Below are 24,186 nucleotides of genomic sequence, written 5' to 3'. Positions count from 1 at the left end.
GAAGGATTAGCAAAAATTTGCGTTAAAATTGGACGGGGATAGGGATGGCCAAGCCGAAGCAGAAATTGAAGTTTGCCTTCTACTGGGCGGCCAGTTGTGGGGGTTGTGAGATAGGGGTTCTGGATATCGATGAAAAAATTCTTGATGTGGTGGAGTTGGCCGACATCGTCTTTTGGCCTGTGGCCCTCGATGTGAAGTACAAGGATGTAGAAGCCATGCCCGATGGCTTCATAGACGTTTGCTTCTTCAACGGAGCTGTGAGGACGGAAGAGCAGGAGCACCTGGCGAAGCTCCTCAGGAAAAAGTCAAAGGTGTTGGTGGCCTTTGGGGCCTGTTCCTACACCGGAGGAGTCCCTGGTCTCGCCAACTTGGCGGACAGGGAGGAGATCTTTGCGAGGGCCTATCTGGAATCCCCCTCCACCGAGAATCCCCAGCGAATAGTCCCCAAGACTTCCACCAGGGTAAAGGAGGGTGAGCTGAAGCTTCCGGAGTTTTACGACACGGTCAAAACCCTGGATCAAACGGTGGAGGTAGATTACTACCTCCCCGGTTGCCCGCCTCCTCCCAACCTCATCCTGAAGGCGGTGGAGGCCATAGCCAAGGGTGAACTCCCACCGAGGGGGTCGGTACTGGCTCCCCTGAAGTCTGTATGTGATGAGTGTCCTAGGAACAAGACGAAGCCCGAGAAACTCTCGATTTCTCAGGTGAAAAGACCTTACGAGGTAGAGCTGGATCCGGAGAAGTGTTTCCTCGCCCAGGGTATCATCTGCATGGGTCCGGCTACTAGGGGTGGGTGCGAGGCCAGGTGCTTAAACGGCAACATGCCGTGCACCGGATGCCATGGTCCCTGCCCCAATGAGGTTGACCAGGGGGCGGCCATGATCAGCGCCCTTTCCTCCATTCTCGGGGTGGAGGGGGAAAGAGAGGCAGGGTATGATCCCCAGAAGTTGGTGGATCAGATAGTGGATCCCGTGGGAACCTTCTACATGTATACCCTACCGGCTTCCGTGCTGGGAAGGAGGGTGAAGAAGAAATGAAGGTCATCACCATAGATCCCATCACCAGACTCGAAGGCCACGGAAAGATCTCGATTTTCTTGGACGAGAAGGGTGACGTGGCAAACGCTTACCTCCAGGTTCCAGAGCTGAGGGGCTTCGAGCGTTTCTGTGAGGGAAGAAGGGCGGAACTGATGCCACAAATCACCTCCAGGATCTGTGGTGTCTGTCCGGTGGCCCACCACATGGCCTCCACGAAGGCCCTGGATGCAGCCTTCCACGTGGATCCGCCGCCCGCGGCCAAGAAGCTCAGGGAGCTGATCTATTCGGGTTATTACATCTACGACCACACCCTGCACTTCTTCTATCTAGGGGGACCAGACTTCGTGGTGGGTCCGGATGCTCCACCGGCCGAGAGGAACATCCTGGGAGTGATCAAGAAGGTGGGGCTGGAAGTGGGGAAGGAAGTGATCAAACACAGGGCCTATGGTCAGAGGATTACGGCCATCCTGGGTGGAAAGGCCACCCATCCCGTGTGCGGCTTGCCCGGAGGGGTGAGCAAACCCTTGAGCGAGGAAGAGAGGAAGGAAATAGAGAAGATGGCCAGGTCCTGCGTGGACTTTGCCCAAAAGGCCCTCCAGATCTTCGATCAGGTCGTTTTGAAGAACCAGAAATACGTGGAGCTGATAAAGAGTGATGCCTACACCCTGAGGACCTACTACATGGGATTGGTCGATGAGAAGAACCGCGTGAACTTCTACGACGGGAAGATCAGGGTGGTGGATCCCAATGGCAGGGAGTTTGTAAAGTTTGCACCATCCCAGTACCTGGATGTGATAGGGGAGCACGTGGAGGAGTGGACTTACGTGAAGTTCACCTACTTGAAGAAGGTGGGGTGGAAGGGATTGGTGGACGGTCCCGACAGCGGTATTTACAGAGTGGGTCCACTGGCAAGGTTAAATGCCGCCGATGGGATGGCCACACCCCTTGCCCAGCAGGAGTACGAGAGGATGTACGAAACGCTGGGAGGAAAACCCGTACACTCCACCCTGGCCTTCCACTGGGCCAGGCTGATAGAGCTCCTCTATGCCTGCGAGAGGGCACTGGAGCTTGCCCAGGATCCTGAGATCACCAGCAAGGAAGTGAGGAATCCGGTGGGGACTCCAGGGGAAGGTGTGGGGGTAGTGGAGGCGGCCAGGGGGACCCTGTACCATCACTACCAACTCACGGAGGAAGGTTTGATCAAGAAGGCCAACCTCATCGTGGCCACCACCAACAATGTGGCTCCCATCTGCATGTCCATAAGGGATGCTGCCAAGGCCCTCATTTCTGGAGGGAAGGTCACGGATGGGATCTTGAACATGATTGAAATGGCCTTCAGGGCCTACGATCCCTGCTACGCCTGTGCCACCCACTTCGCCCTGGGCAAGATGCCCCTAGAGGTAAAGATCTACGATAAGGACCGCAACCTCCTTTACACCCTCAAGAGACCCTGAAAGTCTTTTCCTTCCTTCCTACCCCCTTCTATGATGGAGAGGGAGCTCAGGGAATGGTTTGCGGGTTGCAGAAAGGCCATGGTGATGGGAATAGGTAATCCCCTCAGAAAGGACGACGCGGTGGGACTGGAGGTTGTGAGGAAGATGGAAGGAAGGGTGGGAAAGGGGGTGGAATTGCTGGAATGCGAAACGGTGGCGGAGAATTTCTTGGAGGAGGTGGAGAGGGTCAGGCCCAGCCATCTCCTCCTCGTGGACGCAGCCCTCTTGGGGCTGAGACCGGGGGAAAGCAGGTTCTTGACTTCGGAAGAGCTACCCGTAGAAACCGTTTCCACGCATCTCCTCCCCCTCAGGATCTTCTGCGAATACGTGAGGGAAGTGGTGGGATGCAAAGTGGCCCTCCTCTGTGTCCAGCCCGGGGATACGGATTTCGGGGAAGGAATGACCAGGGAGCTGGAGGAGGCGGCCGAGAGGCTGGCCGATACCCTCTCCCTCGTGCTGAGGGATTTATGCGGGGAAGGGGAGGGAAGGTAGATGTGTCTGGCCATTCCGGCGAGGGTGGTGGAGAAGAAGGGTGAGCTCGCCAAGGTGGACTTCGGGGATGGCACCCTGAGGGAAGTGGACATCTCCCTCGTGGAGGTGGAGGTGGGGCAGTACGTGATCGTCCATGCCGGTTTTGCCATCCAAGTCTTAGACGAGGAGGAGGCGAGGGAGAGCCTGAGGCTCTGGCAGGAACTCCTCTCGCAGGGCTGAGCATGTTCAGGTTCAGGGATAGGGAGACCGCGAGCAGGATCGTGGGGGAACTCAGGAAGATGGGGTTGAACCTCTTCCTGATGCACGTGTGCGGGACCCACCAGGATACCCTCGTGAGGTACGGTTTGGATCGCCTTCTGGAACCCTGTGGGATCAAGATAAGGCAGGGACCAGGATGTCCCGTTTGTGTGACCACCCAGAGGGAGATAGAGGAGGCCCTCTTGCTGGCAAGGAAGGGAAAGGTGGTGGCAACTTTTGGGGATATGGTGGGAGTGCCGGGGGAAAGTGGTTCGCTCGCGGGGCTCAGGGGAGAGGGGGCAGAGGTGAGAGTGGTTTACAGCATCAGGGATGCGGTGGGACTTGCGGAGAAAACGAAGAAGGAGGTGGTTTTCTTGGCCATAGGTTTCGAAACCACCGCCCCTTCCACGGCCGTCACCCTCCTCCGAAGACCTCCCCCTAACTTCTCCATCCTTTGCTGTCATCGTTACATCCCCCCGGCTATCAAGGCCCTCCTGGAGATGGGTGAGACCAAGATTCAGGGGCTGATAGAACCGGGGCATGTTTCCACCGTGATAGGTACCAAGCCCTACGAGGAGATAGCGGAGAAGTACGGAATCCCCCAGGTGGTGGCGGGTTTCGAACCCCTCGACCTGTTGATGGGGGTTTACCTCCTGGCGAGGATGATCCAAAAGGGGGAAGTGGGGGTCAAAAATGAATACACACGCTCGGTGAGACCGGAGGGCAATGTGAAGGCACTCAGGGTAATGGAGGAAGTTTTCGAGCCCTTCGATCTGGACTGGAGGGGCTTTCCCGTGATTCCGAAGTCTGGCATGGCCCTCAAGGAGGAATTCGAAGAGTATGATGCCAGGAAGAGGTACGAGGACGAGCTGAAGGAGCTGGAGGGAAGGGAGTTCAAGCCCCATCCCTCCTGCAGGTGCGACAGGGTGCTGAGGGGTCTCCTCGATCCCCCCGATTGTCCCCTCTTCGGGAAGGTCTGTACACCCAGGAGCCCGGTGGGACCGTGCATGGTTTCTTCGGAGGGTTCCTGTGCCATCGAGTACAAGTACGGGAGGGGCAGGTTAAAGCCAGAGGGAGAGACCGGTGGCGGGGAGGGCGGTTAGGGCATTGGCAGTGAGCACTCCCAGGGCCACGGTGAGAGCGGGTTTCCATCCCCTCATCCCGAGCATGAAGGCTAGGATCGTTCCGGTGTAGGCCCCGGTTCCTGGAAGGGGTAGGGAGACGAAGGTGAAGAGGGCGAGGAAGTGCTTTTTCCTGAGTTTTTTCCTGACCATCAGCCTGAAGAAGTTGTCCACCCATTCCCACCTCCTCCTCAGGGGAGGTACCATCCTCTCCAGGGCAAGCAGGATGGCCGGGATGACGGCTAGGTTGGGAAGGGTGCAGAGGAAGTAGGCGGTGAGGGGGGAGAGACCCCAGAGGATGGCGAGGGGAAGGGCGTACCTGCCCTCGAAGAAGGGGAAGGCTGAGAGGAGGGGGAAGAGCCAGAGGGGGGGCAAGGTTCATCCCTTTTCGCGTAGGAACCGGAGGAGATGGACCATTCCCTCCACATCCTTCACTTCCTTCCTCAGCAGTTTCTTCAGTTTCTCCCTAGGTTCGAGGAGGGGCTCCACCCCCATTAACCTGAGGTATTTGGAACATCTCAGAGCGAGTTCCTCCCCCTCTCGGTCGAAGTCCGTGAGCACCACCACCCTCTCGTATCCTCCCAACCCCTCCAGCCGTTCCAACAAACTCCCGTTCCTGTTCAGGTGTACAATCCTCCCTTCGATACCCAGGGAGAGAAGGGCCTCCCTATCCCTCCTCCCCTCCACCAGTATGGGTGTTCCATCCCGAATTTCCATCCTGAGCTCCCGTAACACTTCTTCGAGCTCTTCTAGGGTTTCCTCCCTCACTTCGGCTCACTCCTCTTCTTCCCTTTCCACCCACAATCCCTTGGAGAGGCATTTCTTGCACAACCCGCTTTCCGGGGAGTAACACCTGAGGCATACCGCCGTGCCACAGATGCGACAGCGGCGGAGCTCGGAAGTGGTGCCCCCGCAGAGTTCGCAAGTTTCCGTTAGCCTCCCCATCCCTGAGAAGTGTTCAGTGCCCCGTTAAATACCCTTCACTACCTCCTCCACTTCACCCCTTTCGAAGCCCCATCCCTCCAGGATCGAGATTATCTCCCCTTCCCCCTTTCCTTCCCCCCTGAGCCTCTGGACCAGCTTCAGAATGGTTTCCCTCACCTCCCAGGGATAGACCACCCATTCCCTCACCTCTTCCACGTAGAAGTCGGGTTTGAAGATACTCCAGGGCTTGTAGTGAAGGGTGGCTACCCTGAACCCCGCCTCACCCTTTCCCGAGAAGAGGTCGCGGATGAAGGCCAAAGAATGTCCTGTGTCCGCCACGTCGTCCACCACCAGCACCTTCCTCCCTTCCATCTTGACGTTGGGAGGATGTAGGAGTTCGGGTTTCTTCCCCGTTTCCCCGGGCCCCCTATAGTACTTCACCTGTACTGAGGCCAGCTCCTCCACTCCCAGCAGGTCGCAAAGGATCCTGCCTACCGGGAAGCCCCCTCTACTCACCGCCACTATGAGGTCTGGACGGTATCCCGCTTCAACGATCTTCTTGGAAAGTCTTTCACAAAGGAGCTGGACTTCCCCCCAACTCAAATGGAGGAACCCTTCCACATCCTACCTCTCCTTTCCCCTAAAAAGGATGTCAGTAGGGTCTGTTCTTGAGACCCATCCTGTACCCGGCGTAATTGGTGAGGAGGTGGAGGGGGGGAGTGAGGAGGAAGAGGACGGCTAGGATTTCCCACGTGAGGCGTGACAGGACCAGCGGAAGGGAGAGGAGGAGGGCCCCGATCACGAAGTCCAGCTGGTCTAGCAGGGGAAAGGGTTCTCCCCTCTCCACCCCGGCCCTCCTCTTGAAGAAACTTCCCGCCAGGTCCCCCACCATGGCGCCGAGGGAGAGCAGGAGACCCCCCAACACCGTTTCCAGGGGACTTCCGAAGAGGAGGGTGAGGTGGGTTTCGAGAGGGGAATGGAGGAGGGCCTGTACCAGTCCCACGCAGAACCCCACGAGAAGACCCCAGCAGAACCCCCGAACGGTCTTGCCCGGGCCCAGCAGTGGTTTCCCATCCACGAACTTCCTCCCCCCGTCGATGGGCCTCCCTCCCCCCGCCACCACGGGTGTCATGTTGGCGGCGTAGGCTGGGAGGATGAACCAGACGGAGGAGAGGAAGGTTCCGAGCACCGTCATCCTCTCTCCTCCTCCCGCAGCCTAATTTAGGTTGCAGCTAACCGCCCTTCGCGTATTTCTCCGGATCCTTCCTGAAGGTTTCCTCGCACCGCTTGGAGCAGAAATAGAACATCCTGCCCTTGTACTCCACTTTACCGGCAGCGCTCGAGGGCTCCACCTCCATTCCGCAGACGGGGTCCACGAACGTCTCTTCCACCCCCTCCTGCTCGTATCTCCTGAGGGTTTGGGTGTTTAAGGCCACCACGATGGTGCTCAGGGACATCAGAAGCGCACCCACGGCCGGGCTGAGGGTGAGGCCCCATCCCTGGAACATACCGGAGGCGAGGGGGATGGTGAGGGCGTTGTACCCTGCCGCCCACCAGAGGTTCTGAACCATCTTGGAGTAGCTCCTTTGGGAGAACTCCATCAGGTAGGCTACGTCTCGCGGGTCGTTCCTCACCAGCACGAGGTCCGCGCTCTCCACGGCCACGTCCGTTCCCGCCCCTATGGCTATGCCCACATCCGCCGCCACCAGCGCGGGGGCGTCGTTCACCCCGTCCCCTACCATGGCGACGGTCTCTCCCCTTTTCCTCAGCTCCTCTATCCACGCGGCCTTCTCCTCCGGCGAAGCCTGGGCCCGGTACTCCTCTATCCCCAGTTCTCTGGCCACCTCCCTTGCAGCCTCCTCCCCGTCACCCGTGATCATCATGACCTTCATTCCCTTTTCCTTCAGCCTTTCCACTGCTTCCTTCGATTCCTCCCTCACCCTGTCGGAGAGGGCGAAGGATCCAGCAGGCTTTCCCTCCACCACCACGTGGACCACCGTCTTGCCCCTCCATTCCTCCTTCTCCTCCGGGGGCTCCACCCCCCTTTCCCTCAGGAGGGTAGCTCCTCCCACCCACACTTCCTTCTCCAGCACTCTGGCCCTTGCCCCTCTTCCTGGCAGGGCCTGGAAGTCCTCCGCCTCCGGCACCTTCACTCCTTTCCTCTCGGCGAACTCCACGAGTGCCTTCGCTATCGGGTGCTCGGAATTTTTCTCCACTCCTGCGGTTAGGGAGAGGAGTTCTCCCTCCGGGAGGAGGGAAAGGTAATCCGAGACCTCCAGGGTTCCAGAGGTGAGGGTCCCCGTTTTGTCGAAGACCACCACCCCCACCTTCCTTAGGTTCTCGAAGGCCCTCCTCTCCCTCACCAGGATTCCCCTCCTGGCGGTAAGGGAGGTGGAGAGGGAGACCACCAGGGGGATGGCCAGACCGAGCGCGTGCGGGCAGGCCACCACCATCACGGTCACCGCTCTCTCGAAAGCGAAGGAGGGTCTGCCCGAGAGGTACCAGTAGAGGGAGCTGAGCAGGGCCACTCCTAGGGCGACGTAGAAGAGGAGGGCCGCAGCCCTGTCCGCCAGCTCCTGCGTTCTGCTCTTGCTCTCCTGTGCCCTCCTCACCATCTCCATGACCCTGCCCACGTAGCTCTCCTCCCCAGTTTTCTCGATCTCCACCTTCAGGGCGCCCTCCAGGTTGAGGGATCCCCCTATTACCCTGTCTCCGGGTCGCTTGGGCACCGGCCTGGACTCCCCGGTGAGAAGGGCCTCGTTCACGGAAGAAAGTCCATCCACCACCCTTCCATCCGAAGGCACCTTTTCCCCAGGTCTGACCAGTACCAGGTCTCCCTTCTTGAGCTCTGAGACGGCTACCTCCCTGATTTCCTCCCCTACGAGGAGGTGGGCCTGGACGGGCATCAGTTTGGCGAGCTTCTCCAGGGCCCTCGAGGCCCCCAGCAGGCTCTTTGCCTCCATCCAGTGCCCCAGCAACATGAGGTCCACCAGCGTGGCGAGCTCCCAGAAAAAGTCCTCCCCCCCTCTGAGGAGGGTGAGGGAAGAATAGAAGAAGGCCACGGAGAGGGCAGTCCCCACCAGCGTCATCATCCCCGGTCTTCTCCCCCTCACCTCTTCCGCCAGTCCCTTCAGGAAGGGCCAGCCCCCGTAGAAGTAGATGACACCGGAGAGCACCAGCATGACGCCCTCGTGCAGGGGTATCCTCAGGCTGAAGCCAGCCCATTCCTGGATCATCTCCGAGAGGAGGAGGACGGGTAGGGTCAGGGCAACGGAGACCAGCAGCCTGCGCTTGAAGTCACCGGGATGGTGTGCGTGTCCCGCACCGTGGTGTGCGTGGCTTCCCCTCAGGGGAGTCATCCTCCTGGGGTACCGTGGAAGGGAACGTTCTTCCAGAGGAGATCCCAGAGATCTTCGCTAGTTACGGTTTCCCTCCTCACGAGGAGTTCCATCACCCTTTTCAGGAGGAGGTGATGCCTCCTCTCGTCCTCGCGGATGGCCTGCAGGAGCATCCTCACCTTTTCATCCTTTACCTCTGGCAGCATGGAATCTATTTTTTCCAACAGCTCCTCCTCCCATCTCAGGTGCTTCCTCAGGAGCTCCTCCTGCTCCCTGAGCTGTTCCTCCTTCACCTCTTCCCTCATCCCATGCAGGAGCTTCAGGGCGGCCTCGTACATGCGCCCATGCTTCACGGAGTCCAGGGAAATCCCCTCCAGCACCCCCTTCACGGCAGGGTGGGAAATCTTTCCCAGGCTCTCCCTGAGGGAGATCACGATTTCCTCTTCCCTCCTCACCATCTCCCTCATGAACTCCTCCAGGTTCATCGGCTCACCTCCAGCCCCAGTCCGCGGTGCCTGCTGGCGACGAGCTCAGCCAGCTCCTCCAAGGCCTTCAGGTCCTTTTCCGAGGGATACCCCTTGATCATGACGGGTGGAAGGGCTTCCGCCCCCGTTCTGGAGAGAACCTCCGAGAGCACCTCTAACGTCCTGCCTCCCCACCCGTAGGAGCCCACCACCCCGAAGAACCTGAGCTTGGGGCGTAGGGCGGCCACCAGCTGGGCGGCGTAAAGGACCACGGGATGGGGACCACCCAGAACGGTGGGGCAACCCACGAGGAGCGTGGTCGCGTCCACCAGCGCCATGGCCAGCTCACCCACATCCGTGACGGTGAGGTCGAAGGGCTTCACGGTGATTCCTCTCCTCACCAGAGCTTCCGTCAGGTGTTTCACCATTCTCTTCACGCTCCCGTGCATGGAAAGGTAAGGGAGGACCACCTCATTCTTCAAGGCGTCGGAGCTCCAGTCCTCGTAGGCCCTGAGGATGAACTCCGGGTTGAAATGTAGGGGCCCATGGCTGGGGGCGATGAGCCTCACCTCCAGCTCTCTGACCCTCTCCAGGTTCTTCCTCACCTGGCTCCTGAAGGGCATCATGATTTCGGCGTAGTACCTCTTGGCCGCCGGGTAAACCTCTACTTCATCGGCCTGGAGCGCGGAGGTGGCTAGGTGGGAGCCAAGGAAGTCACATGTGAAGAGGATCCTCTCCTCCTTCAGGTAAGTGAACATGGTGTCGGGCCAGTGGACCCAGGGGGCGTGGAAGAACTGCAAGGTCTTGTCTCCCAGCGATAGGATTTCCCCGTCCCCCACCTCCCTCACCCTCTCACCGGGGACATGGAGGAGGAGCTGCAATAGTTCCTTGCCCTTGGGGTGGGCCAGCACTTTGGCTTCGGGATACTCCTCGAGCACCGCCGGTAGGGAACCCGAGTGGTCCTGCTCGGCGTGATGGACCACTACATAGTTCAACTCCTTCACCTCAAGCTCCCGGAGGTTCTCCAGCAGCACCTCCCGCTTGGAAGGGTCCACCGTGTCCAGGAGTACCGTTCCACCTTTTCCCCTCACCAGGTAGGAGTTGTAGCTCGTTCCTTGTGGCAGGGGAATGAGGCCGTCGAACAGCCTCCTTTCCCAGTCCACTGCCCCCACGGCGTAGACGCCAGGGGCTATCTCCCTGGGAATCAAACCTCCACCTTCCTGAAGAGGGACTTATCCGCCCCACATACGGGGCAGACCCATCCTTCAGGTAACATCTCGAAAGGTGTGCCAGGTGGTATACCACCCTCGGGATCTCCCTTCTCCGGATCGTACAGGTACCCGCAGACGGAGCACCGGTACTTGTCCATCTTCTTCACCTCGGGCGGTTTCTCCACGTAGGATGGCGCGGTCTTGGGGGTGGTCCCACCCTTCACCTCTTGGTAGTGGGCGTAGGTCATGGGTTCTCCCTCCCTCACCACTTCCGCCTCCACCACCTTCCCCACGAAGAGGGTGTGGGTGCCCGCATCCATCTCCCCCACCACCTCCGCCTCTATGTGGGCAAGGGCGTGGTCTAGTATGAGAGGTGCCCCCGTTTTCCCCATCTTGTACCTCACCTCGGCGAACTTGTCTTTCTCCCTTCCGGACTTGAAGCCGAAGTGCCCTATGAACTTCAGAGGGGTTTCCTTGGAGAGGATGGAGACGGCGAAAATCCTGCTTTTCTTGATGAACTCGTGGGTGAGGTTTTTCTTGTTCACGGAGACCACTACCTGTGGGGGCTCGGAGGTAACTTGGAAAACGGTGTTAGCGATCTGTCCGTTGAGCTTTTCCCCGTCTTTCGAAGTCAGTACATATAACCCGTAGCTAAGCTTTTTGAGGGCTTGGAGGTCCACGTTTCATCTTTCCTCCCGAAATTTAAATAGAAAGGGGTTGGGCGAGGGGAAAATCTTTTATAGGGAAACCCTAACTACACTAATTGATTCTAAGAATTTGTGAGGTGGTGAGATGGCAGCGCCGGTGGCCCAACTAGGTGGTACTCCCGTACTGGTCCTTCCAGAGAAGGCCATCAGGTACTTGGGGCGTGATGCCCAGCACATGAACATCATGGCAGCCAGGGTAATAGCTGAGGCCATTCGCACCACCCTAGGTCCGCGGGGGATGGACAAGATGTTGGTGGACAGTCTGGGGGACATCACGATCACCAACGATGGTGTTACCATCCTGAAGGAGATGGATGTGGAGCACCCCGCCGCCAAGATGATGGTGGAGATCGCGAAAACCCAGGAGGATGAGGCGGGGGATGGGACCACCACGGCCGTGGTGTTGGCGGGGGAACTACTGAAGAAGGCGGAGGAACTCCTGGATCAGGATATCCATGCCACGGTCATTGCCAGCGGTTATAGGAAGGCCGCGGCCAAGGCTCAGGAGGTCCTGCAGAAAATCGCCCGCCCGATTTCCAAGGATGATGTGGAGACGCTGAAGAAGATCGTGGCCACTTCCATAAGTAGCAAGGGATCCGAGATCAAAGGGGACAAGCTGGTGAACCTCATCGTGGAAGCGGCTAGGCAGATAGCCCGTGAGGAGAACGGAAAGATCAAGGCGGATAGGGACAAGATCAAGCTGGAGAAGAAGATAGGTGGTTCTTCCTCCGACTCCCAGCTGGTGAAGGGTATAGTGCTTGACAAGGAGGTGGTCCATCCGGGCATGCCCAAGAGGGTGAAGAATGCCAAGATAGCCCTCATCGCCAGCGCCTTCGAGGTGGAGAAGACGGAGACGGATGCGAAGATCAACATCACCGACCCCGAGCAGCTGAAGAGCTTCTTGGATGAGGAGAGGAAGATGCTCGCCGATATGGTGGAACAGGTGAAGAGGGTGGGCGCCAACGTGGTCCTCTGCCAGAAGGGTATAGACGATGTGGCCCAGCACTATCTGGCCAAGGCTGGTATCTTGGCCGTGAGGAGGGTTAAGGAATCCGACATGCAGAAGCTGGCGGAGGCCACCGGTGGAAGGGTGGTGATGAGCCTCAAGGACCTGAGTCCCTCCGATTTGGGTTCGGCGGAGTTGGTGGAGGAAAGGAAGGTGGCTGGGGAGGAAATGGTGTTCGTGGAGGGATGCAAGGACCCGAAGGCCGTGACCATTCTCGTGAGGGGAGGCACGGAGCACGTGGTGGATGAGCTGGAGAGAGCCGTACACGATGGTGTTTCTGTGGCCTGTGTGGCCCTCGAGGATGGGAGGATCCTGCCAGGAGGAGGGGCCTGTGAGATGGAGCTGGCGAAGGAACTCCGTGACTACTCCAAGGAGCTGGGCGGAAGGGAAGCCCTGGCCGTAAACGCCTTCGCCGAGGCCTTGGAAATCATCCCAAGGACGTTGGCGGAGAATGCCGGTCTCGATCCCATCGACATCTTGGTGAAACTCCGTGCAGAGCATGAGAAACCCGATGGGAAGTATAAGGGAATAGAGGTGGTGAGTGGGCAGATCATGGACATGATGGAAAAGGGAGTGGTGGAGCCGCTCAGGGTTAAGCTCCAGGCCATTAAGTCTGCAAGCGAAGCCGCGGAAATGATTTTGAGGATTGACGACGTTATCGCGGCCGTGAAGACGGAGGAGAAGGAGAAGGAAGGAAAGGAGAAGAAGGGAGAGAGCTCCCCCCCCTCCCCTGAATTCTGAATGCAAACCGTTGGTTTGAAGGGGGGGTTGGGCATTTTCACCGTAAGAAAATATACCAAGTTTGAAAAGGCGAGGATCATAGGGGCCCGTGCCCTCCAGATTTCCATGGGGGCACCCGTACTGGTGGAAGTTCCCAAGCACCTCAAAAGCTCGGTAGAAATAGCCCTCTACGAGTTCGAGAAGGGTGTTTGTCCCATCACCGTACTCAGGGAACTACCCGGGGAATCCTGACTCCCTTCTTTCCCCGTAGAGTTTGGGAAGAAAATGCGTGAACTCCCCCATCTCCTCCAGACAATGGCGCCGCAGGTTTTCCCCGACCATGGAAAGGAGGGTTCTGGGAAGTCTGAAGGTGGAGCGCATTTTGGTTCCTCCCGGCATTCGATCGTATTCGTGGAGGACCCATCCTATGGGTCTGTCGTTCTTTCCCAGAATACAACTGGCCACGGCATGTGTATAGGAAGTGGAGCGGGGAATGGGTGTTTCGTCCGGATTCTCCACCCTCATCCTCATCTCCACGGGAAGGGTTTCCCCGATCCTCTCCACCACCCTGTGGATCATCCACCCTTCTTCCCCCTCGAAGGAAAGATGGTCCCTGGGATGCCACAGCTTGTATCTCCTAGTCGCTTCCTCCCTGCCCTGCATGGCCCCCTCCGTTAGGTAGATCCAGAACCAATCGATCATTTCAGGCTCCACACCCTTCAGCTCGTGTTCCACCACCAGGTCTTCCCTTTCCTCTTCTTCTGCCACTTCCTCCAGTTTGATCCTTTCCATCACCGTCTCTAGCCCTCTTGGCTTTTAACTCCACCCTCCGAATCTTCGGAGATGGGAGTTCAGCTTGGGCCCATCATCCCCAAAGCGGAAGTGGAGCTGGAGGAGCTCAGGGGGAAAAGGGTGGCGGTGGATGCCCTGAACTTCCTCTACCAGTTTTTGGCCATCATCAGGCAGAGGGATGGAGAACCCCTCAGGGATTCCAAGGGGAGGATCACCTCCCATCTCTCGGGACTCTTTTACCGTACTGCCAACCTTTTGGAGACCGAGATCTACCCCATTTACGTTTTCGATGGGAAGCCCCCCGAGTTGAAGAGGAGGACGCTGGAGGAAAGGAGGTTGTTGAGGGAAAAGGCTGCAGAGGAATGGGAGAGAGCCCTGAAGGAGGGAAGGCTGGAGGAGGCCAGAAGGTATGCGGCCCAAGCGGCGACGGTGGAGGAGCAGGTGGTGGAGGATGCCAAGCACCTGCTGAGATTGATGGGGGTTCCCTTCGTCCAGGCTCCCGCCGAGGGAGAGGCCCAAGCTGCCCATTTGGTGAGGAGGGGGGATGCCTGGGCGGTGGCGAGTCAGGACTTCGACAGCCTCCTCTTCGGTTCCCCCGTTCTGGTCAGGAATCTGGCCATCACGGGGAGGAGGAAGCTTCCGGGCAAGGACGTCTATGTCGAGGTGAAGCCAGAGGTGGTGGAACTTAAGAGGGTTTTATCCGAACTGGGGATCACGAGGGAGCAGTTGGTGGATGTGGGGATCCTGGTGGGCACGGATTTCAACGAGGGGGTGAAGGGGATAGGACCCAAGAGGGCGCTGGAACTCGTGAAGAAGTACGGTTCTTTGGAGGGGATGGAGGAGGTGAGGGTGGAGGACTTCGAGGAGATCAGAAAGATTTTCCTTGAGCCAGAAGTTTCGGATACCTACAGGATAGAGTGGGGCCAACCCGATGTGGAAGGGATAAAGGAGTTCCTCTGCGAGGAACATGATTTCTCCGAGGACAGGGTCCAGTCGGGCATTCAGAAGCTCCTGAGGGGGAGGGAGGGAAGGCAGAGCTCCCTGGAGAAGTGGTTTTAGTCCATTTCCCCGCTTTTTCTTCGAAGCCATTCCCCCTTACCCCTCCGTTCGGGTTCTTCCAGCCCCTAAGTGATGGGGGGGCTGCTTCCACAACCGAATCTCATCATCTGGGGGGTCTCCTTCCTTCGATCCAAGACCTTTACTCCTTCCATCCATACTTCCCCAGCAGGGGGACGAAGGAACAGGGTGAATAATTCTCCACCTCTATTCCCCTCTCCGTCTTCTCCGCCACCTTCCACACCTGGCTGGCATAGAAATGCCCCACGGGCGCCCCCATCCTTCCACCCACCTTCAGCTGTTCTAGGAGGGGGGGAGGGAAGCCTGGGGAACAGGCCGTGATGAGGATCCGGTCCCAGGGGGCTCCGGGAGGATAGCCGCAGGTGCCATCCCCCACCACCACCTCCACCCACTCGTATCCCGTCTTCCTGAGGTTCTCCCTCCCGAAGGAGGCGAGGGCGGGGATGCGCTCGATCGAAACCACCTTCCCCTCCCTCCCCACCAGTTCCGCGAGCAGGGCGGCGTTGTATCCGGAGCCCGTTCCTACCTCCAGCACCCTTTGTCCCCTTTCCACCTTCAGGGACTCGAGCATCAGGGCTATCATGCTGGGAGCGGAGATGGTCTGTCCATAACCTATCGAAAGGGGATGGTCCTCGTAGGCGTGCTTCCTGAAGGAGGGAGGAACGAACTCCTCCCTCGGAACCTTTCTGAAAGCCTCTATGATGGAAGGGGTGCGGAGGTAACCCCATCTGATCAGCTCTTCCACCATCCTCTCCCTTTCCTTCTCGAAATCCAGAAATATCCCCCCAAGAAATGAGGGAGGGAAATGAAAAAAAGGGAGAGGGTTAGGGCGAGGGGACACCCGCTCCTCACCGCCCTCCATCCCACCACCCTGATGATCACGAGGGAGGAGGAGGTGGGGCCAAGGGGGGACTGCATCGTGGCCGTGGGAGCGGACAAGTCCGTCCGGGATTTGAGCGAGGGGGTGAAGGAGGGAATAAGGAGGGGAGGGAGGGTGGTGGTGAGGATGGAGGTGGAGGGATGGGTGGAGGAGGTCCATGCCTGGGGACATCCCTCCCTCTCCCTGGATCATCCGACGGACATGGTGGTGAGGAGGAGCTCCTTCCTCTGCGGGAGGACTTTGGCGGTGAGGGCGGATAGGGCCGCCCTTCACCTCTCGAGGGAGTTCGTAAACCTCCTCAGGAAGGCCCTTCCCCTGGAAATCACGATCGAGGTGGAGTTTTAGATCTCTTGAACTTCCTGGGCATGAGTTCCGGGGGAAGGAGGTAGGGAATGTCGTCCACGATGGGGTACCTCTGGGAACACTTTTTGCATACCAGCTCCTCCCCCTTCAGCTTCAGTTCTCCCTTGCAGAGGGGACAGGCCAGGATCTTCAAGAGTTCCCTGCTGATCGGCACCCTTTCCCCTCATATCCTGGTGGTATATCTCTTTCCGTACCCATACCCGTAGATTTCCCTCCTGACCTTCCTGATCTTCAGATAGTCCCCCACGTACTTCTTCAGACCCATCCATATCAGCCCGAACTCCTTCCTTCTCAGGATTTTCCTGAAGGCGCTCTTCCATCCCTCCCTCTTGGAGAAATCGGCGCAACGGTTGCAGAGTTCCTGAAGTTCCTCCTTCGAGTAGGGGGTGAGACCCAGCTCGGGAGCGGTGGCCACGAACTGGTCCGGACGCAGCTTTCCTTCCCTCCTAGCCCAGTTCCAGATGGCCGAGCCCACCATGTAGAGAAGGATGTTTCCGTTGATGAAGTCCGCCCCCCCCTTCTCCAAGAATTCGATCGAGCGTATCATGTCCTCCTTGGTCTCTACGGGAGCCCCGAAGATCAGGCTTCCCAGGAAGATGATGTCGTATTCCTTGCAGAGGTCTAGGGTGCGCCTCACGTAGTAGGGCCAGCGCTCGGGATGGGGGGTTTTGCCATACCATTTCACCACCTTGGGCACCACCGACTCCACACCGTAGCTCAGGGCCAGCACCCCCATCTCCCTCATGGCCTTGTAGAGGGCCTTGCTGGGTGTGTCCACCCTCGCCTGACCGAAGAAGTGGAACTTCAAACCCTCCCTCTTCATGAGGTCCGCCAGCTTGATCACCCTCTTGGGATCGTTGGTGAAGTTGTCGTCGGCAATCCAGATGGAATCGAAACCTTCCCTATCCAGTACCTTCAGCTCCTCCAAGATCTGCTGGGGAGAGCGGGAGCGGAAGCCAAGCTTCTTGGGACGGTTGCAGTAGGTGCAACCGTATCTACATCCCCTCGAGGTCAGGATTCCCGTGATCTTCCCCATCATCTTCATTCCGTAGAATTGGCCGTACTCGACGTGTTTCACCAATTCCCTGGCCGGAAGGGGGAGGGAATCGAGGTCCTGGGGCTCCTTCACCTGCAGGATCCCGGAGGGCCTTTCCTCCACGATCCTGAGGATCTCTTCCTCCGCCTCCCCCATCACATAGGCATCCGCCCCTATCTCCTTCAGGTATTCGGGAGGGGAAACGGAAATGTGGGGTCCGCCCACCACCACGTAGGCCTTGGACCTCTTCTTGACCTCCCTCACGATCTTCTTGCATGAATCCAGCGTAAGGGTCAAACAGGTTAGGCCCACCACATCCGGTCTTGCTTCCTCGATCCTTTCCCCCAGCTCCTTTAGGGAAAGGTGCTCGGCCTCGGCATCTATCACCTGTACCCTGTGTCCAGCCCTTTGGAGAATGGAGGCCAAGTAGAGGATTCCCAGGGGAGGAGCGTAGGCGGAGAGGGCACTCCTCTCCTCGAAGCTTATGGGGGGGTAAATGAAAAGAACGGATGCCATACTCTTCAGTTTTTAGGGATGAGATAAATATGGAGAGGATGAAAAAAAGCTGGAAAAGGGTTCTCCTCTTCCTGTTGCTCTTCCTGGTCCTCTCCCTTCTCTTCCTTTGGTGGAGGGAAGACCTTTACTCCGCGATTTGGATGCTCAGGAGGGTGAGGATTCGATGGTTTGTGGCAGCGGTGGCCCTATACTTCGGAAGCATCTTCTTGTGGGCCCTTAGATGGAGGGTCTCCCTCTCCTATCTTGGTTTTGGGGTGACCCTGAAAGAGCTCTACTTGATCCTTTCGGGGAGCATCTTCATCAACAACATCACCCCCTTCTTGAGGGGGGGAGCAGATCCCCTTGGAAGGGTTTATTTGCTGGGTAAGCTCAAGGGGATTCCCTATTCCTTCGCCATCTCCACCACGATGGTGGATCATCTCTTCGATTTTCCCGTCGTGATTTCCTTCCTTCTGTTCGGGTTTTGGTTTGGGGTTTCCCTTCCCTTTTCCTTTCCCTGGTTCTTCCTCCTATGGCTCTTCCTCCTCCTCTTCCCCCCTTCCCTAGTCTTTGGAATGGTGAAAAAGGAGGTGGGGGCAAGGATGTTGGGGAGATGGATGAATCGCTTGGGCAGGTTGGTGGGGAAGAAAAAGGACTTATTCTCCTCCATTAGGGAGATGTACCGGAGCTCCAGTTCCGTGCTCTCCAACTGGAGATGTGTTTTTTCCCTATTCCTCTTCTCCCTTTTCATCTGGTCCTTGGACCTCCTCAGGCTCTACCTGATCTTCCTTTCCCTAGGATACTACCCCTCTCTCCCCATGCTCCTCCTGGCCACCACCCTCCCCACCATAGCCGGTCTAGTCCCCTTCCTACCGGGAGGGCTGGTGCTGGTGGAGGCCACCATGCTCTCCGTCTTCACCTTCTTCAGGGTGCCGCTGCCTACGGCCGTGGCGGCCACGGTGCTCGAGAGAACCATTTCCCTCCTCCTGAGCACGCTGGTGGGGGCGGGGGCCCTTTCCTATCTCGGTCTGGCAGGACCTTCTTCCTTTAAACGTCAAAAAGGCTAAATTCACCTCTCCTCTTCGGGAGGCGGAAGATGAGGGTGGCGCTCGTGGGTGATGAATACCCTCCCCTGACAGGAGGGGTGGCTACCTATGCGGCTGAACTGAGTTCCTTCCTTTCCAAGCTGGGGGTGGAGGTGGTGGTCTTCACGAGGGAAGGAGCGGAGGAGAGGGAGGGGGTGGAGGTGAGGGGTTTGAAGGGTTTTTCCGTGAAAAATCGCTTCCTCTCCCCCTTCACCTTCGCCGAGCTCCGGAGGTATCTGCGTTCGGGGGACTTCTCGGTGGTGCATGGAGTGGACATGTATTCCTCCCTTGCCTTGGCGGCTTCCCGTTTTGCTCGGGGGAAAGGAATACCTTCCGTCCTCACTTGTCATTCCGTCCATTCCTCCTCCGGATTCTGGAAGGCCGCCTACCTACCCCTCTCCTCCTTCCTCAAGCGGGCAAGCAGGGTGGTGGCGGTGAGCGGGGCTTCCAAGGAGTTCTGTCTTTCCTTGGGTGTTCCGGAGGAGAAGATAAGGGTAATCCCCAACGGTGTGGATCTCTCCCTCTTCCATGAGGGAGTGGACGGTAGGGAGTTCAGGCGGAGGGTGGGTGTGGGAGATGGAGAGAGGTTGGTGGCCACGGCTATAAGGTTGGTGAAGAGGAAGGGACCTTACTTGCTCCTCAAAGCCTTCGAGGAAGTGAGCAGGGAAGTGCCCGGAGTCAAGCTGGTGATAGCAGGGGAAGGACCGGAGGAGGGGAGGTTGAGGAGGGAGGTGGAGAGGGAGGGATTGAAGGGTAGGGTAAAGATGCTCGGCCGCCTTCCCTATCCGGAGGTGGCCAAGCTCATGGCGGGTGCGGATGTTTTTGTCCTTCCCTCTTCTTTGGAGGCCTTCGGTCTGGCGGCGGTGGAGGCCATGGCGGTGGGAACACCAGTGGTCTGTCCCAGGGCTGGCGGTATCCTAGAGTTCGCCAGGGAGGGCTACAACTGCCTCTTCTTCGAACCCGGCAACCCTTCCTCCCTGAAGGAGGTCCTCCTCAAGCTCCTTTCCGATAGTGCACTGATCAAGAACCTCCGCCGTGGTGGCTTGGAAACGGCTAGGAAATTCACTTGGGAAAAAACGGCCGAGTTAACCCTTCGTCTTTACGAGGAGATCGCTTGAGGAAAGTGGCCTTTACGGTGGATGTGGAGGGAGATGCCCCTCCCTTCCTCAGCACTTGGAGGGGAATGGAGGAAGGTCTTCCCTCTCTCCTGGAACTCCTGGAAGAAGTGGGGGTAAAGGCCACCTTCTTCTGTACTGCCGAGGCCGCCAGGAAACTTCCGAAGGAGATGAGGGGGGAAGAGGTGGGATGTCATGGCTTCTCGCACGAGAGGCTGGACCACCTTTCCCCCGAGGAGGGAAGGGAGAGGGTGAGGAAGGCCACGGAGGAAATGAGGAGGCTGGGATGGAGGCCCAAGGGCTTCAGGGCCCCCAACTTCAAGCCCACTACCCAAGTGCTGGAGGAGGTGAAGGGCTTGGGTTATTCCTACGATTCCTCCCTCGCGATCTACAAGTTCTATCCAGGACTCAGGCTCCCCGAGCTCCCCGAGTTCCCCAACACCCTACCTTCTTCCATTCTCCGTCTTCCCCTTTCCCTCTCGAGGAGGATCGTGGGATGGTGTGTGCGTCATTTCCCCCTCACCGTGCTCGATTACCATGTTTGGGAAGCGGTGGAGGTGGAGGGGGTGAGGTGGGACCTGAAGTTTTCGACGGGTAAGGTTTCCCTGCGCAGGCTCAGGGAGCTCCTTCTCTGGTTGGGAAGAAGGGCTGAGTTCGTGACCCTGTCGGAGATGCTTCCTTCTTTATAGAAGAAGAGAAAACTCTGAGAGATGGTGACCCCGAAGAGCAGGGGGACGAGGTGGGAGTACAGGGTGGCCCACAGGTTCGAGCGTTGGGGTTACGAATGGAAGAGATCGGGGAGTTCCTTGGGTGTTTACGATCTGCTCATCACGAAGGGGGGAAAACCCGTGTTCCTGGTATCGTGCAAGAAGACCATGGGGGATCGTCTCTACATCCCCCTGCGAGAGGTGGAGGAACTGAAGAGGGAGGCCAAAGGAATGGGGGCCAAACCCCTTCTCTGTTTTGGTTTCCGCAGGACTTCCCCGCTGGTTTGTGAGTTGGGGAAACTCAGGAAGAGTGGGGGTGAGAGCTACAGGCTGGAGCGGGGGGATGGGGAACCCCTCGACACCTGGCTAGAGAGGAAGGGAAAATGCAGGAAGTGAAGGAGTTCTTCGAGCATCCCCTGCTCAGACCCGGGGTCCTCAGGTACAGGAAGTACCAGGAGGAAATAGTGGGGGAAGCGGTGAAAAGGAACACGCTGGTAGTCCTACCTACGGGGCTGGGCAAGACGGTGATCTTCGTCTTGGTGGCCGTCCACCTCCTTCACCGCTATAGGAGGGGGAAGATCCTGATCATGGCTCCCACCCGCCCCCTGGTGATTCAGCATGCCCACAGCTTCGTCCTCTCCGTCCGCCTCCTTCCCTCCGAGCTCAGGGTGCTCACGGGAAGGGTGGAACCGGAGAGAAGGGAGAGGGCCTGGAAGGAGGGAAGGGTATTCTTCGCCACTCCCGAAGTGGTGAGGAACGACGTAGAGGCCGGAAGGTTGAGGCTAAGGGAGTTCATCCTCTTGGTTTTCGATGAGTGCCATAGGGCGGTGAAGGATTACGCCTACACGCTGGTGGCCCAGAGGTATCTCGAGGAGTGTCCGCATCCTCTCATCCTGGGTCTCACCGCCTCCCCGGGCTCCACTCCGGAGAGGATGGAGGCCATTTGCAGGGCCCTCGGAATAGAGCATGTGGAGTACAGGACGGAATGGGATGCTGATGTGAGTCCTTACGTTTATCCTGTGGAAGTAGTTCCATGCAGGCTCCCCCTACCGCAGGAATACTCACCCCTTTCCTCCCTCCTGAAGGAGATGATGGAAGAGAAGGTGAGATGGCTCTGGGAGCACGGTTACCTGAGGGTCCCCCCAAGCAGGGTAACGAGGAAGGTCCTGCTGGGATTGGGGGAGGAACTGAGGAAGAAACTGGGGACGGCTAGGGAGAAGGGTCCCCTCTTCACCGCCCTCAGATACCAGTCCCTTTCCCTCACCCTTTCGCATGCGCTGGAGCTCCTCGAGTCACAGGGTCCCTTCGCCCTCCTCTCCTTCTTCGAGAGGATGGAGGGAAGAAGCGGGGAGAGGAGGACCTATTCCCTCCTTCTCAAGGATCCCAGGTACAGGAAGCTCAGGGCCATCCTCGAGGAACCCCTGCCCGAGCATCCAAAGATGGAAAGACTCCTTTGGGAAGTGAAGAAACAGCTCGAGTCCTCCCCCCTTTCGAGGGTGCTGGTCTTTGCCCAGTACAGGGACACGGCTTCCAGGTTGGTGGAGTATCTCTCCCGCAACCTACCCGGAGTGGGGGTGGAGAGGTTCGTGGGACAGTCGAGGAGGGCGAGCGATTCAGGTTTGAAGCAGAGGGAGCAGCTGGAAGTCCTTGGGAGGTTCAGGAGGGGGGAGACGAGGGTCTTGGTGGGGACCTCCATAGCGGAAGAGGGACTGGACATCCCCTCCGTGGATCTGGTGGTCTTTTACGAGCCCGTTCCTTCCGAGATAAGGTACATCCAGAGGAGAGGCAGGACGGGGAGATTCTCCTTCGGGAGGGTGGTCATCCTCCTCTCGGAATCCAAGTTCGACATGGCCTCCCACTTCTCTTCCCGCAGGAAGGTCAAACGCATGCAAAGCCTGGCGAGGGAGGTCGACCGCAGGCTCCAGCCCATCCTCCGCCTTTCTCCCCTTTCCCCCGAACCTATGACGGAAGAAGAACTTTCCGATCCCAAAAGGGACCTCCCCTTCGAGGTGAAAGAGGGCTAACCTCCCTTGATTCCCTTGATCACCTCTTCCGCCGCAGCCTTCCAGTCCTTGGCCTTCACCACGCTGGAAGCTAGGAGCACCCCCTCCGCACCCAGCTCCAGCGCCTTCCTCACATCCTCCCCCGTGGAGATGCCAGCCCCGCAAAGGACCTTTACCGAGGGATTCACCTCCTTCACCAGTTCCACGGCTTCGCTCACCACCTCCGGCCTCACCTTCGAAACCGCCCTTCCCGTTCCTATCAACTCTGGGGGTTCCACGGCCACGAAGTCTGGGCGGAGGGAGGCCACCTTCCTGCAGAGCTCGGGATCGGCTGCGCAGACCACGCTCACCAATCCCAGTTCCCTCAGCCTCTTCACACAGGCCCCAACCTCCTCCACCCTCAGGGGATGTTCAGAATGGTTGAGAAGGGAACCCACCGCCCCAGCCTCTTTCACGGCCTCCGGGAGGATCCAGCCCGTGTGGGCTCCAGGCGTGAGGGGATCCACATGTTGGGCTAGGACGGGAAGTCCCACCTCCGCCACACTTTTGAGGTCGGGCGCTTGGGGGGCCACGGCCACGCACACATCCTCACGCCTGGCCACGGAGGAAAGGATCTTGGAGAGTTCCACGGCCCTTTTCCCCATCGCTTCGGCGTAGGCCTTGAAGTTCACGATGACCAGGGGGGTCCTCAGCATCCTTTTCCTTCCACCTTGGGATAAAAAAGTTCAGAGGTCGCTGCGCAGGAACTTGCCCAGTACCTCCACCTTTGAGGAAAGACGGTAGAGCTTGATGTTTTTCCCGCTGTAGACGGTTTCTATCACTCCCTTCTGCAAGAGGTAATCCAAGTGGCGGGTGAGGTTCTTGGGGGCGATGTTGATTTTCCTGGCTATCTCCCTGATGGAGGCCACCTCCTTTCTGGCCAAGAACTTCAAGGCCTTGAACTTCAGGTCTTCCCCAAAAATTTCCTTGATTACGGAAAAGAGCTCCTCCCTCGTCTGAGGAGTTTCCGAGGGCCTGGTGCCTACCTCCGAGAGAGAACCGGGAGTGGAGACGAAGTAGCAGCACTTGTCCCCTTTGGCTATGCACTTCGTCTCCTCCATGACCACTTCCTTTCCTATGAGGCCGGAGACCACTCCCGAGAGATACCCCCTAAAGAACTGGCTCTTGCTCTCTTTTCCCTTCCCCTTGAAGGGGAGACACTCGAAGAGTTCCTGCATCTCCACCTCCACCGTATCTCCGTTGAACTTCTTGATGGTGGGCAGACCCCAACCCTTGGCTATCCTTTCCGTGAGGATGAAGTCGAGGGCCTGTATGCCACTCAATCCCAGTTGGATGACCTTCCTAGCCTTCCTCAACCCTGCCTTTACTCCCATCCTGAAAAAGGCGAGTTTGTTGGTTTCTACTTGGTTGAAGTTTTGCAGGAGATCCCCAAAGGTTTCCACCCTTAGGGTGATGGCCCTCTCCTCCATCACCATGAGGGGGAAATGCAGCCTGTCCACCACCAATCCCTGGGAAGTCCCCGGCTGGGAGAGGACCTCCTTTACCCCCTCCACTTTGGTCAGTTCCTTTTCCAGCTCCTCCGGTGTGATTTCGGAGTTGGTGAGATCGGCGAAGAAAGAGAAGTGCTTGATGGGGGAGCGGGGATCGGTGGTGAGGTTCCCGGCAACGATTTCCACTCCCTTTTCCTTGGCCCTCCAAGTGATTTCAGCGAGGGTGCTCACCAGGTCATCGGTTAAGACCAAGTATTCAACTATCTTTCTGCCAGGAAGATAGGCACCTATGGGTAGATATTTAGGCCCCCCCACCTTCATCCCTTCTTCCCACTTGATAACTTCTTGTCCCGCTATTTAAACAATTTGGTATTACACAAAAACATTGAACGG

Annotated in this window: 29 protein-coding genes; 14 read left to right on the top strand and 15 right to left on the bottom strand. The window is 58.2% G+C overall.

The features are described from left to right. The first annotated feature begins 44 nt into the window (after positions 1 to 44). The 5 genes from QXG22_00870 to hypD are packed head-to-tail and all read left to right on the top strand — an operon-like array spanning position 45 to position 4,362. A complete protein-coding gene (locus QXG22_00870) occupies positions 45 to 1,037 on the top strand; it encodes a F420-nonreducing hydrogenase (GenBank protein MEM0358554.1) in 993 nt (330 codons plus the stop codon). After that, positions 1,034 to 2,491: a Ni/Fe hydrogenase subunit alpha gene (locus QXG22_00865; protein ID MEM0358553.1), complete on the top strand. Its 1,458-nt coding sequence runs from the start codon at positions 1,034 to 1,036 to the stop codon at positions 2,489 to 2,491. The genes QXG22_00870 and QXG22_00865 overlap by 4 nt, the downstream gene beginning before the upstream one ends. Positions 2,492 to 2,524: 33 nt before the next feature. Then, positions 2,525 to 3,022: a hydrogenase 3 maturation endopeptidase HyCI gene (locus QXG22_00860; protein MEM0358552.1), complete on the top strand. Its 498-nt coding sequence runs from the start codon at positions 2,525 to 2,527 to the stop codon at positions 3,020 to 3,022. After that, positions 3,023 to 3,241 (top strand): HypC/HybG/HupF family hydrogenase formation chaperone, encoded by a 219-nt coding sequence (locus QXG22_00855; GenBank protein MEM0358551.1) that lies wholly within the window; start codon positions 3,023 to 3,025, stop codon positions 3,239 to 3,241. 2 nt (positions 3,242 to 3,243) lie between these two features. Beyond that, complete coding sequence (gene hypD, locus QXG22_00850) at positions 3,244 to 4,362, top strand: hydrogenase formation protein HypD (protein ID MEM0358550.1); 1,119 nt, start codon at positions 3,244 to 3,246, stop codon at positions 4,360 to 4,362. Here the strand turns inward: hypD and QXG22_00845 are convergent. From QXG22_00845 to QXG22_00805, 9 genes are read right to left on the bottom strand one after another with little or no spacing between them, the layout of a single operon-like run. Further along, a complete protein-coding gene (locus tag QXG22_00845; protein MEM0358549.1) occupies positions 4,321 to 4,755 on the bottom strand; it encodes a small multi-drug export protein in 435 nt (144 codons plus the stop codon). The genes hypD and QXG22_00845 overlap by 42 nt on opposite strands. A 3-nt stretch (positions 4,756 to 4,758) precedes the next feature. Further along, positions 4,759 to 5,148, bottom strand: a complete 390-nt coding sequence (locus tag QXG22_00840; GenBank protein ID MEM0358548.1) for a hypothetical protein — start codon at positions 5,146 to 5,148, stop codon at positions 4,759 to 4,761. A 6-nt stretch (positions 5,149 to 5,154) separates the two neighbouring features. Beyond that, complete coding sequence (locus tag QXG22_00835; protein ID MEM0358547.1) at positions 5,155 to 5,325, bottom strand: hypothetical protein; 171 nt, start codon at positions 5,323 to 5,325, stop codon at positions 5,155 to 5,157. 24 nt (positions 5,326 to 5,349) lie between these two features. Next, positions 5,350 to 5,925 carry a phosphoribosyltransferase gene (locus QXG22_00830; protein ID MEM0358546.1) on the bottom strand — a complete coding sequence of 192 codons (576 nt, stop codon included), beginning with the start codon at positions 5,923 to 5,925 and terminating at the stop codon, positions 5,350 to 5,352. Positions 5,926 to 5,956: 31 nt separating this feature from the next. Continuing rightward, positions 5,957 to 6,499 (bottom strand): CDP-2,3-bis-(O-geranylgeranyl)-sn-glycerol synthase, encoded by a 543-nt coding sequence (locus QXG22_00825; protein MEM0358545.1) that lies wholly within the window; start codon positions 6,497 to 6,499, stop codon positions 5,957 to 5,959. A 37-nt stretch (positions 6,500 to 6,536) separates the two neighbouring features. Next, entirely contained in the window at positions 6,537 to 8,663 is a 2,127-nt protein-coding gene (locus QXG22_00820; GenBank protein MEM0358544.1) for a copper-translocating P-type ATPase, read from the bottom strand. Further along, the gene (locus tag QXG22_00815; GenBank protein ID MEM0358543.1) at positions 8,660 to 9,127 is read right to left on the bottom strand and encodes a hypothetical protein; all 468 of its coding nucleotides are present in this window, start codon (positions 9,125 to 9,127) and stop codon (positions 8,660 to 8,662) included. The genes QXG22_00820 and QXG22_00815 overlap by 4 nt, the downstream gene beginning before the upstream one ends. After that, complete coding sequence (locus QXG22_00810) at positions 9,124 to 10,314, bottom strand: FprA family A-type flavoprotein (protein ID MEM0358542.1); 1,191 nt, start codon at positions 10,312 to 10,314, stop codon at positions 9,124 to 9,126. Before QXG22_00810 ends, QXG22_00815 begins: the two co-directional genes overlap by 4 nt. Next, entirely contained in the window at positions 10,311 to 10,997 is a 687-nt protein-coding gene (locus tag QXG22_00805; GenBank protein ID MEM0358541.1) for a flavin reductase, read from the bottom strand. The genes QXG22_00810 and QXG22_00805 overlap by 4 nt, the downstream gene beginning before the upstream one ends. Before the next feature lie 124 nt (positions 10,998 to 11,121). On the opposite strand from QXG22_00805, the gene thsB reads away from it, so the two are divergent. Beyond that, complete coding sequence (gene thsB, locus QXG22_00800; GenBank protein ID MEM0358540.1) at positions 11,122 to 12,771, top strand: thermosome subunit beta; 1,650 nt, start codon at positions 11,122 to 11,124, stop codon at positions 12,769 to 12,771. Next, entirely contained in the window at positions 12,772 to 13,002 is a 231-nt protein-coding gene (locus tag QXG22_00795) for a DNA-directed RNA polymerase subunit K (GenBank protein MEM0358539.1), read from the top strand. It abuts the gene before it with no gap. On the opposite strand, the gene QXG22_00790 is transcribed toward QXG22_00795, so the two are convergent. Next, positions 12,985 to 13,542 carry a hypothetical protein gene (locus QXG22_00790; GenBank protein ID MEM0358538.1) on the bottom strand — a complete coding sequence of 186 codons (558 nt, stop codon included), beginning with the start codon at positions 13,540 to 13,542 and terminating at the stop codon, positions 12,985 to 12,987. The two genes, QXG22_00795 and QXG22_00790, sit on opposite strands and share 18 nt — an antisense overlap. A 51-nt stretch (positions 13,543 to 13,593) precedes the next feature. On the opposite strand from QXG22_00790, the gene fen reads away from it, so the two are divergent. Next, positions 13,594 to 14,601, top strand: coding sequence for a flap endonuclease-1 (gene fen / locus QXG22_00785; protein MEM0358537.1), 1,008 nt, complete (start codon positions 13,594 to 13,596; stop codon positions 14,599 to 14,601). Positions 14,602 to 14,740: 139 nt separating this feature from the next. Here the strand turns inward: fen and QXG22_00780 are convergent, their stop codons facing one another. Continuing rightward, positions 14,741 to 15,481, bottom strand: a complete 741-nt coding sequence (locus tag QXG22_00780; GenBank protein MEM0358536.1) for a protein-L-isoaspartate(D-aspartate) O-methyltransferase — start codon at positions 15,479 to 15,481, stop codon at positions 14,741 to 14,743. Between QXG22_00780 and QXG22_00775 the strand changes: the two genes are divergently transcribed. Continuing rightward, entirely contained in the window at positions 15,425 to 15,844 is a 420-nt protein-coding gene (locus tag QXG22_00775; protein ID MEM0358535.1) for a DUF371 domain-containing protein, read from the top strand. The two genes, QXG22_00780 and QXG22_00775, sit on opposite strands and share 57 nt — an antisense overlap. Here QXG22_00775 and QXG22_00770 read toward each other — a convergent pair. Next, positions 15,822 to 16,016 (bottom strand): Trm112 family protein, encoded by a 195-nt coding sequence (locus tag QXG22_00770; GenBank protein MEM0358534.1) that lies wholly within the window; start codon positions 16,014 to 16,016, stop codon positions 15,822 to 15,824. The two genes, QXG22_00775 and QXG22_00770, sit on opposite strands and share 23 nt — an antisense overlap. 9 nt (positions 16,017 to 16,025) lie before the next feature. Further along, the gene (locus QXG22_00765; protein ID MEM0358533.1) at positions 16,026 to 17,414 is read right to left on the bottom strand and encodes a radical SAM protein; all 1,389 of its coding nucleotides are present in this window, start codon (positions 17,412 to 17,414) and stop codon (positions 16,026 to 16,028) included. A gap of 38 nt (positions 17,415 to 17,452) precedes the next feature. Here QXG22_00765 and QXG22_00760 point away from each other — a divergent pair, with 38 nt between their 5' ends. Genes QXG22_00760 through QXG22_00740 form a run of 5 tightly spaced genes read left to right on the top strand, consistent with a single transcriptional unit; the run spans position 17,453 to position 22,324 of the window. After that, positions 17,453 to 18,460 (top strand): flippase-like domain-containing protein, encoded by a 1,008-nt coding sequence (locus QXG22_00760; GenBank protein ID MEM0358532.1) that lies wholly within the window; start codon positions 17,453 to 17,455, stop codon positions 18,458 to 18,460. 29 nt (positions 18,461 to 18,489) lie between these two features. Then, on the top strand, positions 18,490 to 19,596 hold the full coding sequence (locus QXG22_00755; GenBank protein ID MEM0358531.1) for a glycosyltransferase family 4 protein: 1,107 nt from the start codon (positions 18,490 to 18,492) through the stop codon (positions 19,594 to 19,596). 5 nt (positions 19,597 to 19,601) lie between these two features. After that, entirely contained in the window at positions 19,602 to 20,282 is a 681-nt protein-coding gene (locus tag QXG22_00750) for a polysaccharide deacetylase family protein (GenBank protein MEM0358530.1), read from the top strand. A gap of 21 nt (positions 20,283 to 20,303) precedes the next feature. After that, positions 20,304 to 20,696 (top strand): hypothetical protein, encoded by a 393-nt coding sequence (locus tag QXG22_00745; GenBank protein MEM0358529.1) that lies wholly within the window; start codon positions 20,304 to 20,306, stop codon positions 20,694 to 20,696. Further along, positions 20,684 to 22,324 (top strand): helicase-related protein, encoded by a 1,641-nt coding sequence (locus QXG22_00740; protein MEM0358528.1) that lies wholly within the window; start codon positions 20,684 to 20,686, stop codon positions 22,322 to 22,324. Before QXG22_00745 ends, QXG22_00740 begins: the two co-directional genes overlap by 13 nt. Here QXG22_00740 and tpiA read toward each other — a convergent pair. Next, complete coding sequence (gene tpiA / locus QXG22_00735; GenBank protein ID MEM0358527.1) at positions 22,321 to 22,998, bottom strand: triose-phosphate isomerase; 678 nt, start codon at positions 22,996 to 22,998, stop codon at positions 22,321 to 22,323. The two genes, QXG22_00740 and tpiA, sit on opposite strands and share 4 nt — an antisense overlap. Positions 22,999 to 23,028: 30 nt before the next feature. Beyond that, positions 23,029 to 24,114: a V4R domain-containing protein gene (locus tag QXG22_00730; GenBank protein MEM0358526.1), complete on the bottom strand. Its 1,086-nt coding sequence runs from the start codon at positions 24,112 to 24,114 to the stop codon at positions 23,029 to 23,031. Between the last annotated feature and the right edge of the window lie 72 nt (positions 24,115 to 24,186).

The sequence above is a fragment of the Candidatus Hadarchaeales archaeon genome, assembly GCA_038736355.1.
Taxonomy (GTDB): domain Archaea; phylum Hadarchaeota; class Hadarchaeia; order Hadarchaeales; family WYZ-LMO6; genus WYZ-LMO6.
Note: the sequence above shows the minus strand (reverse complement) of the source record. Positions and strands in the feature narration are given on the sequence as shown.

Excerpts from the sequence above, each read along its gene's own strand:
- QXG22_00790 (MEM0358538.1), bottom strand. The coding sequence starts at position 13,542 with ATGGAAAGGATCAAACTGGAGGAAGTGGCAGAAGAAGAGGAAAGGGAA.
- QXG22_00745 (MEM0358529.1), top strand. The coding sequence starts at position 20,304 with ATGGTGACCCCGAAGAGCAGGGGGACGAGGTGGGAGTACAGGGTGGCC.
- QXG22_00775 (MEM0358535.1), top strand. The coding sequence starts at position 15,425 with ATGAAAAAAAGGGAGAGGGTTAGGGCGAGGGGACACCCGCTCCTCACC.
- QXG22_00855 (MEM0358551.1), top strand. The coding sequence starts at position 3,023 with ATGTGTCTGGCCATTCCGGCGAGGGTGGTGGAGAAGAAGGGTGAGCTC.
- QXG22_00765 (MEM0358533.1), bottom strand. The coding sequence starts at position 17,414 with ATGGCATCCGTTCTTTTCATTTACCCCCCCATAAGCTTCGAGGAGAGG.
- fen (MEM0358537.1), top strand. The coding sequence starts at position 13,594 with ATGGGAGTTCAGCTTGGGCCCATCATCCCCAAAGCGGAAGTGGAGCTG.
- QXG22_00730 (MEM0358526.1), bottom strand. The coding sequence starts at position 24,114 with ATGAAGGTGGGGGGGCCTAAATATCTACCCATAGGTGCCTATCTTCCT.
- QXG22_00740 (MEM0358528.1), top strand. The coding sequence starts at position 20,684 with ATGCAGGAAGTGAAGGAGTTCTTCGAGCATCCCCTGCTCAGACCCGGG.
- QXG22_00820 (MEM0358544.1), bottom strand. The coding sequence starts at position 8,663 with ATGACTCCCCTGAGGGGAAGCCACGCACACCACGGTGCGGGACACGCA.
- QXG22_00870 (MEM0358554.1), top strand. The coding sequence starts at position 45 with ATGGCCAAGCCGAAGCAGAAATTGAAGTTTGCCTTCTACTGGGCGGCC.
- tpiA (MEM0358527.1), bottom strand. The coding sequence starts at position 22,998 with ATGCTGAGGACCCCCCTGGTCATCGTGAACTTCAAGGCCTACGCCGAA.
- QXG22_00755 (MEM0358531.1), top strand. The coding sequence starts at position 18,490 with ATGAGGGTGGCGCTCGTGGGTGATGAATACCCTCCCCTGACAGGAGGG.
- QXG22_00795 (MEM0358539.1), top strand. The coding sequence starts at position 12,772 with ATGCAAACCGTTGGTTTGAAGGGGGGGTTGGGCATTTTCACCGTAAGA.
- QXG22_00760 (MEM0358532.1), top strand. The coding sequence starts at position 17,453 with ATGAAAAAAAGCTGGAAAAGGGTTCTCCTCTTCCTGTTGCTCTTCCTG.
- QXG22_00835 (MEM0358547.1), bottom strand. The coding sequence starts at position 5,325 with ATGGGGAGGCTAACGGAAACTTGCGAACTCTGCGGGGGCACCACTTCC.
- QXG22_00865 (MEM0358553.1), top strand. The coding sequence starts at position 1,034 with ATGAAGGTCATCACCATAGATCCCATCACCAGACTCGAAGGCCACGGA.
- QXG22_00815 (MEM0358543.1), bottom strand. The coding sequence starts at position 9,127 with ATGAACCTGGAGGAGTTCATGAGGGAGATGGTGAGGAGGGAAGAGGAA.
- QXG22_00780 (MEM0358536.1), bottom strand. The coding sequence starts at position 15,481 with ATGGAGGGCGGTGAGGAGCGGGTGTCCCCTCGCCCTAACCCTCTCCCT.
- hypD (MEM0358550.1), top strand. The coding sequence starts at position 3,244 with ATGTTCAGGTTCAGGGATAGGGAGACCGCGAGCAGGATCGTGGGGGAA.
- QXG22_00825 (MEM0358545.1), bottom strand. The coding sequence starts at position 6,499 with ATGACGGTGCTCGGAACCTTCCTCTCCTCCGTCTGGTTCATCCTCCCA.
- QXG22_00860 (MEM0358552.1), top strand. The coding sequence starts at position 2,525 with ATGGAGAGGGAGCTCAGGGAATGGTTTGCGGGTTGCAGAAAGGCCATG.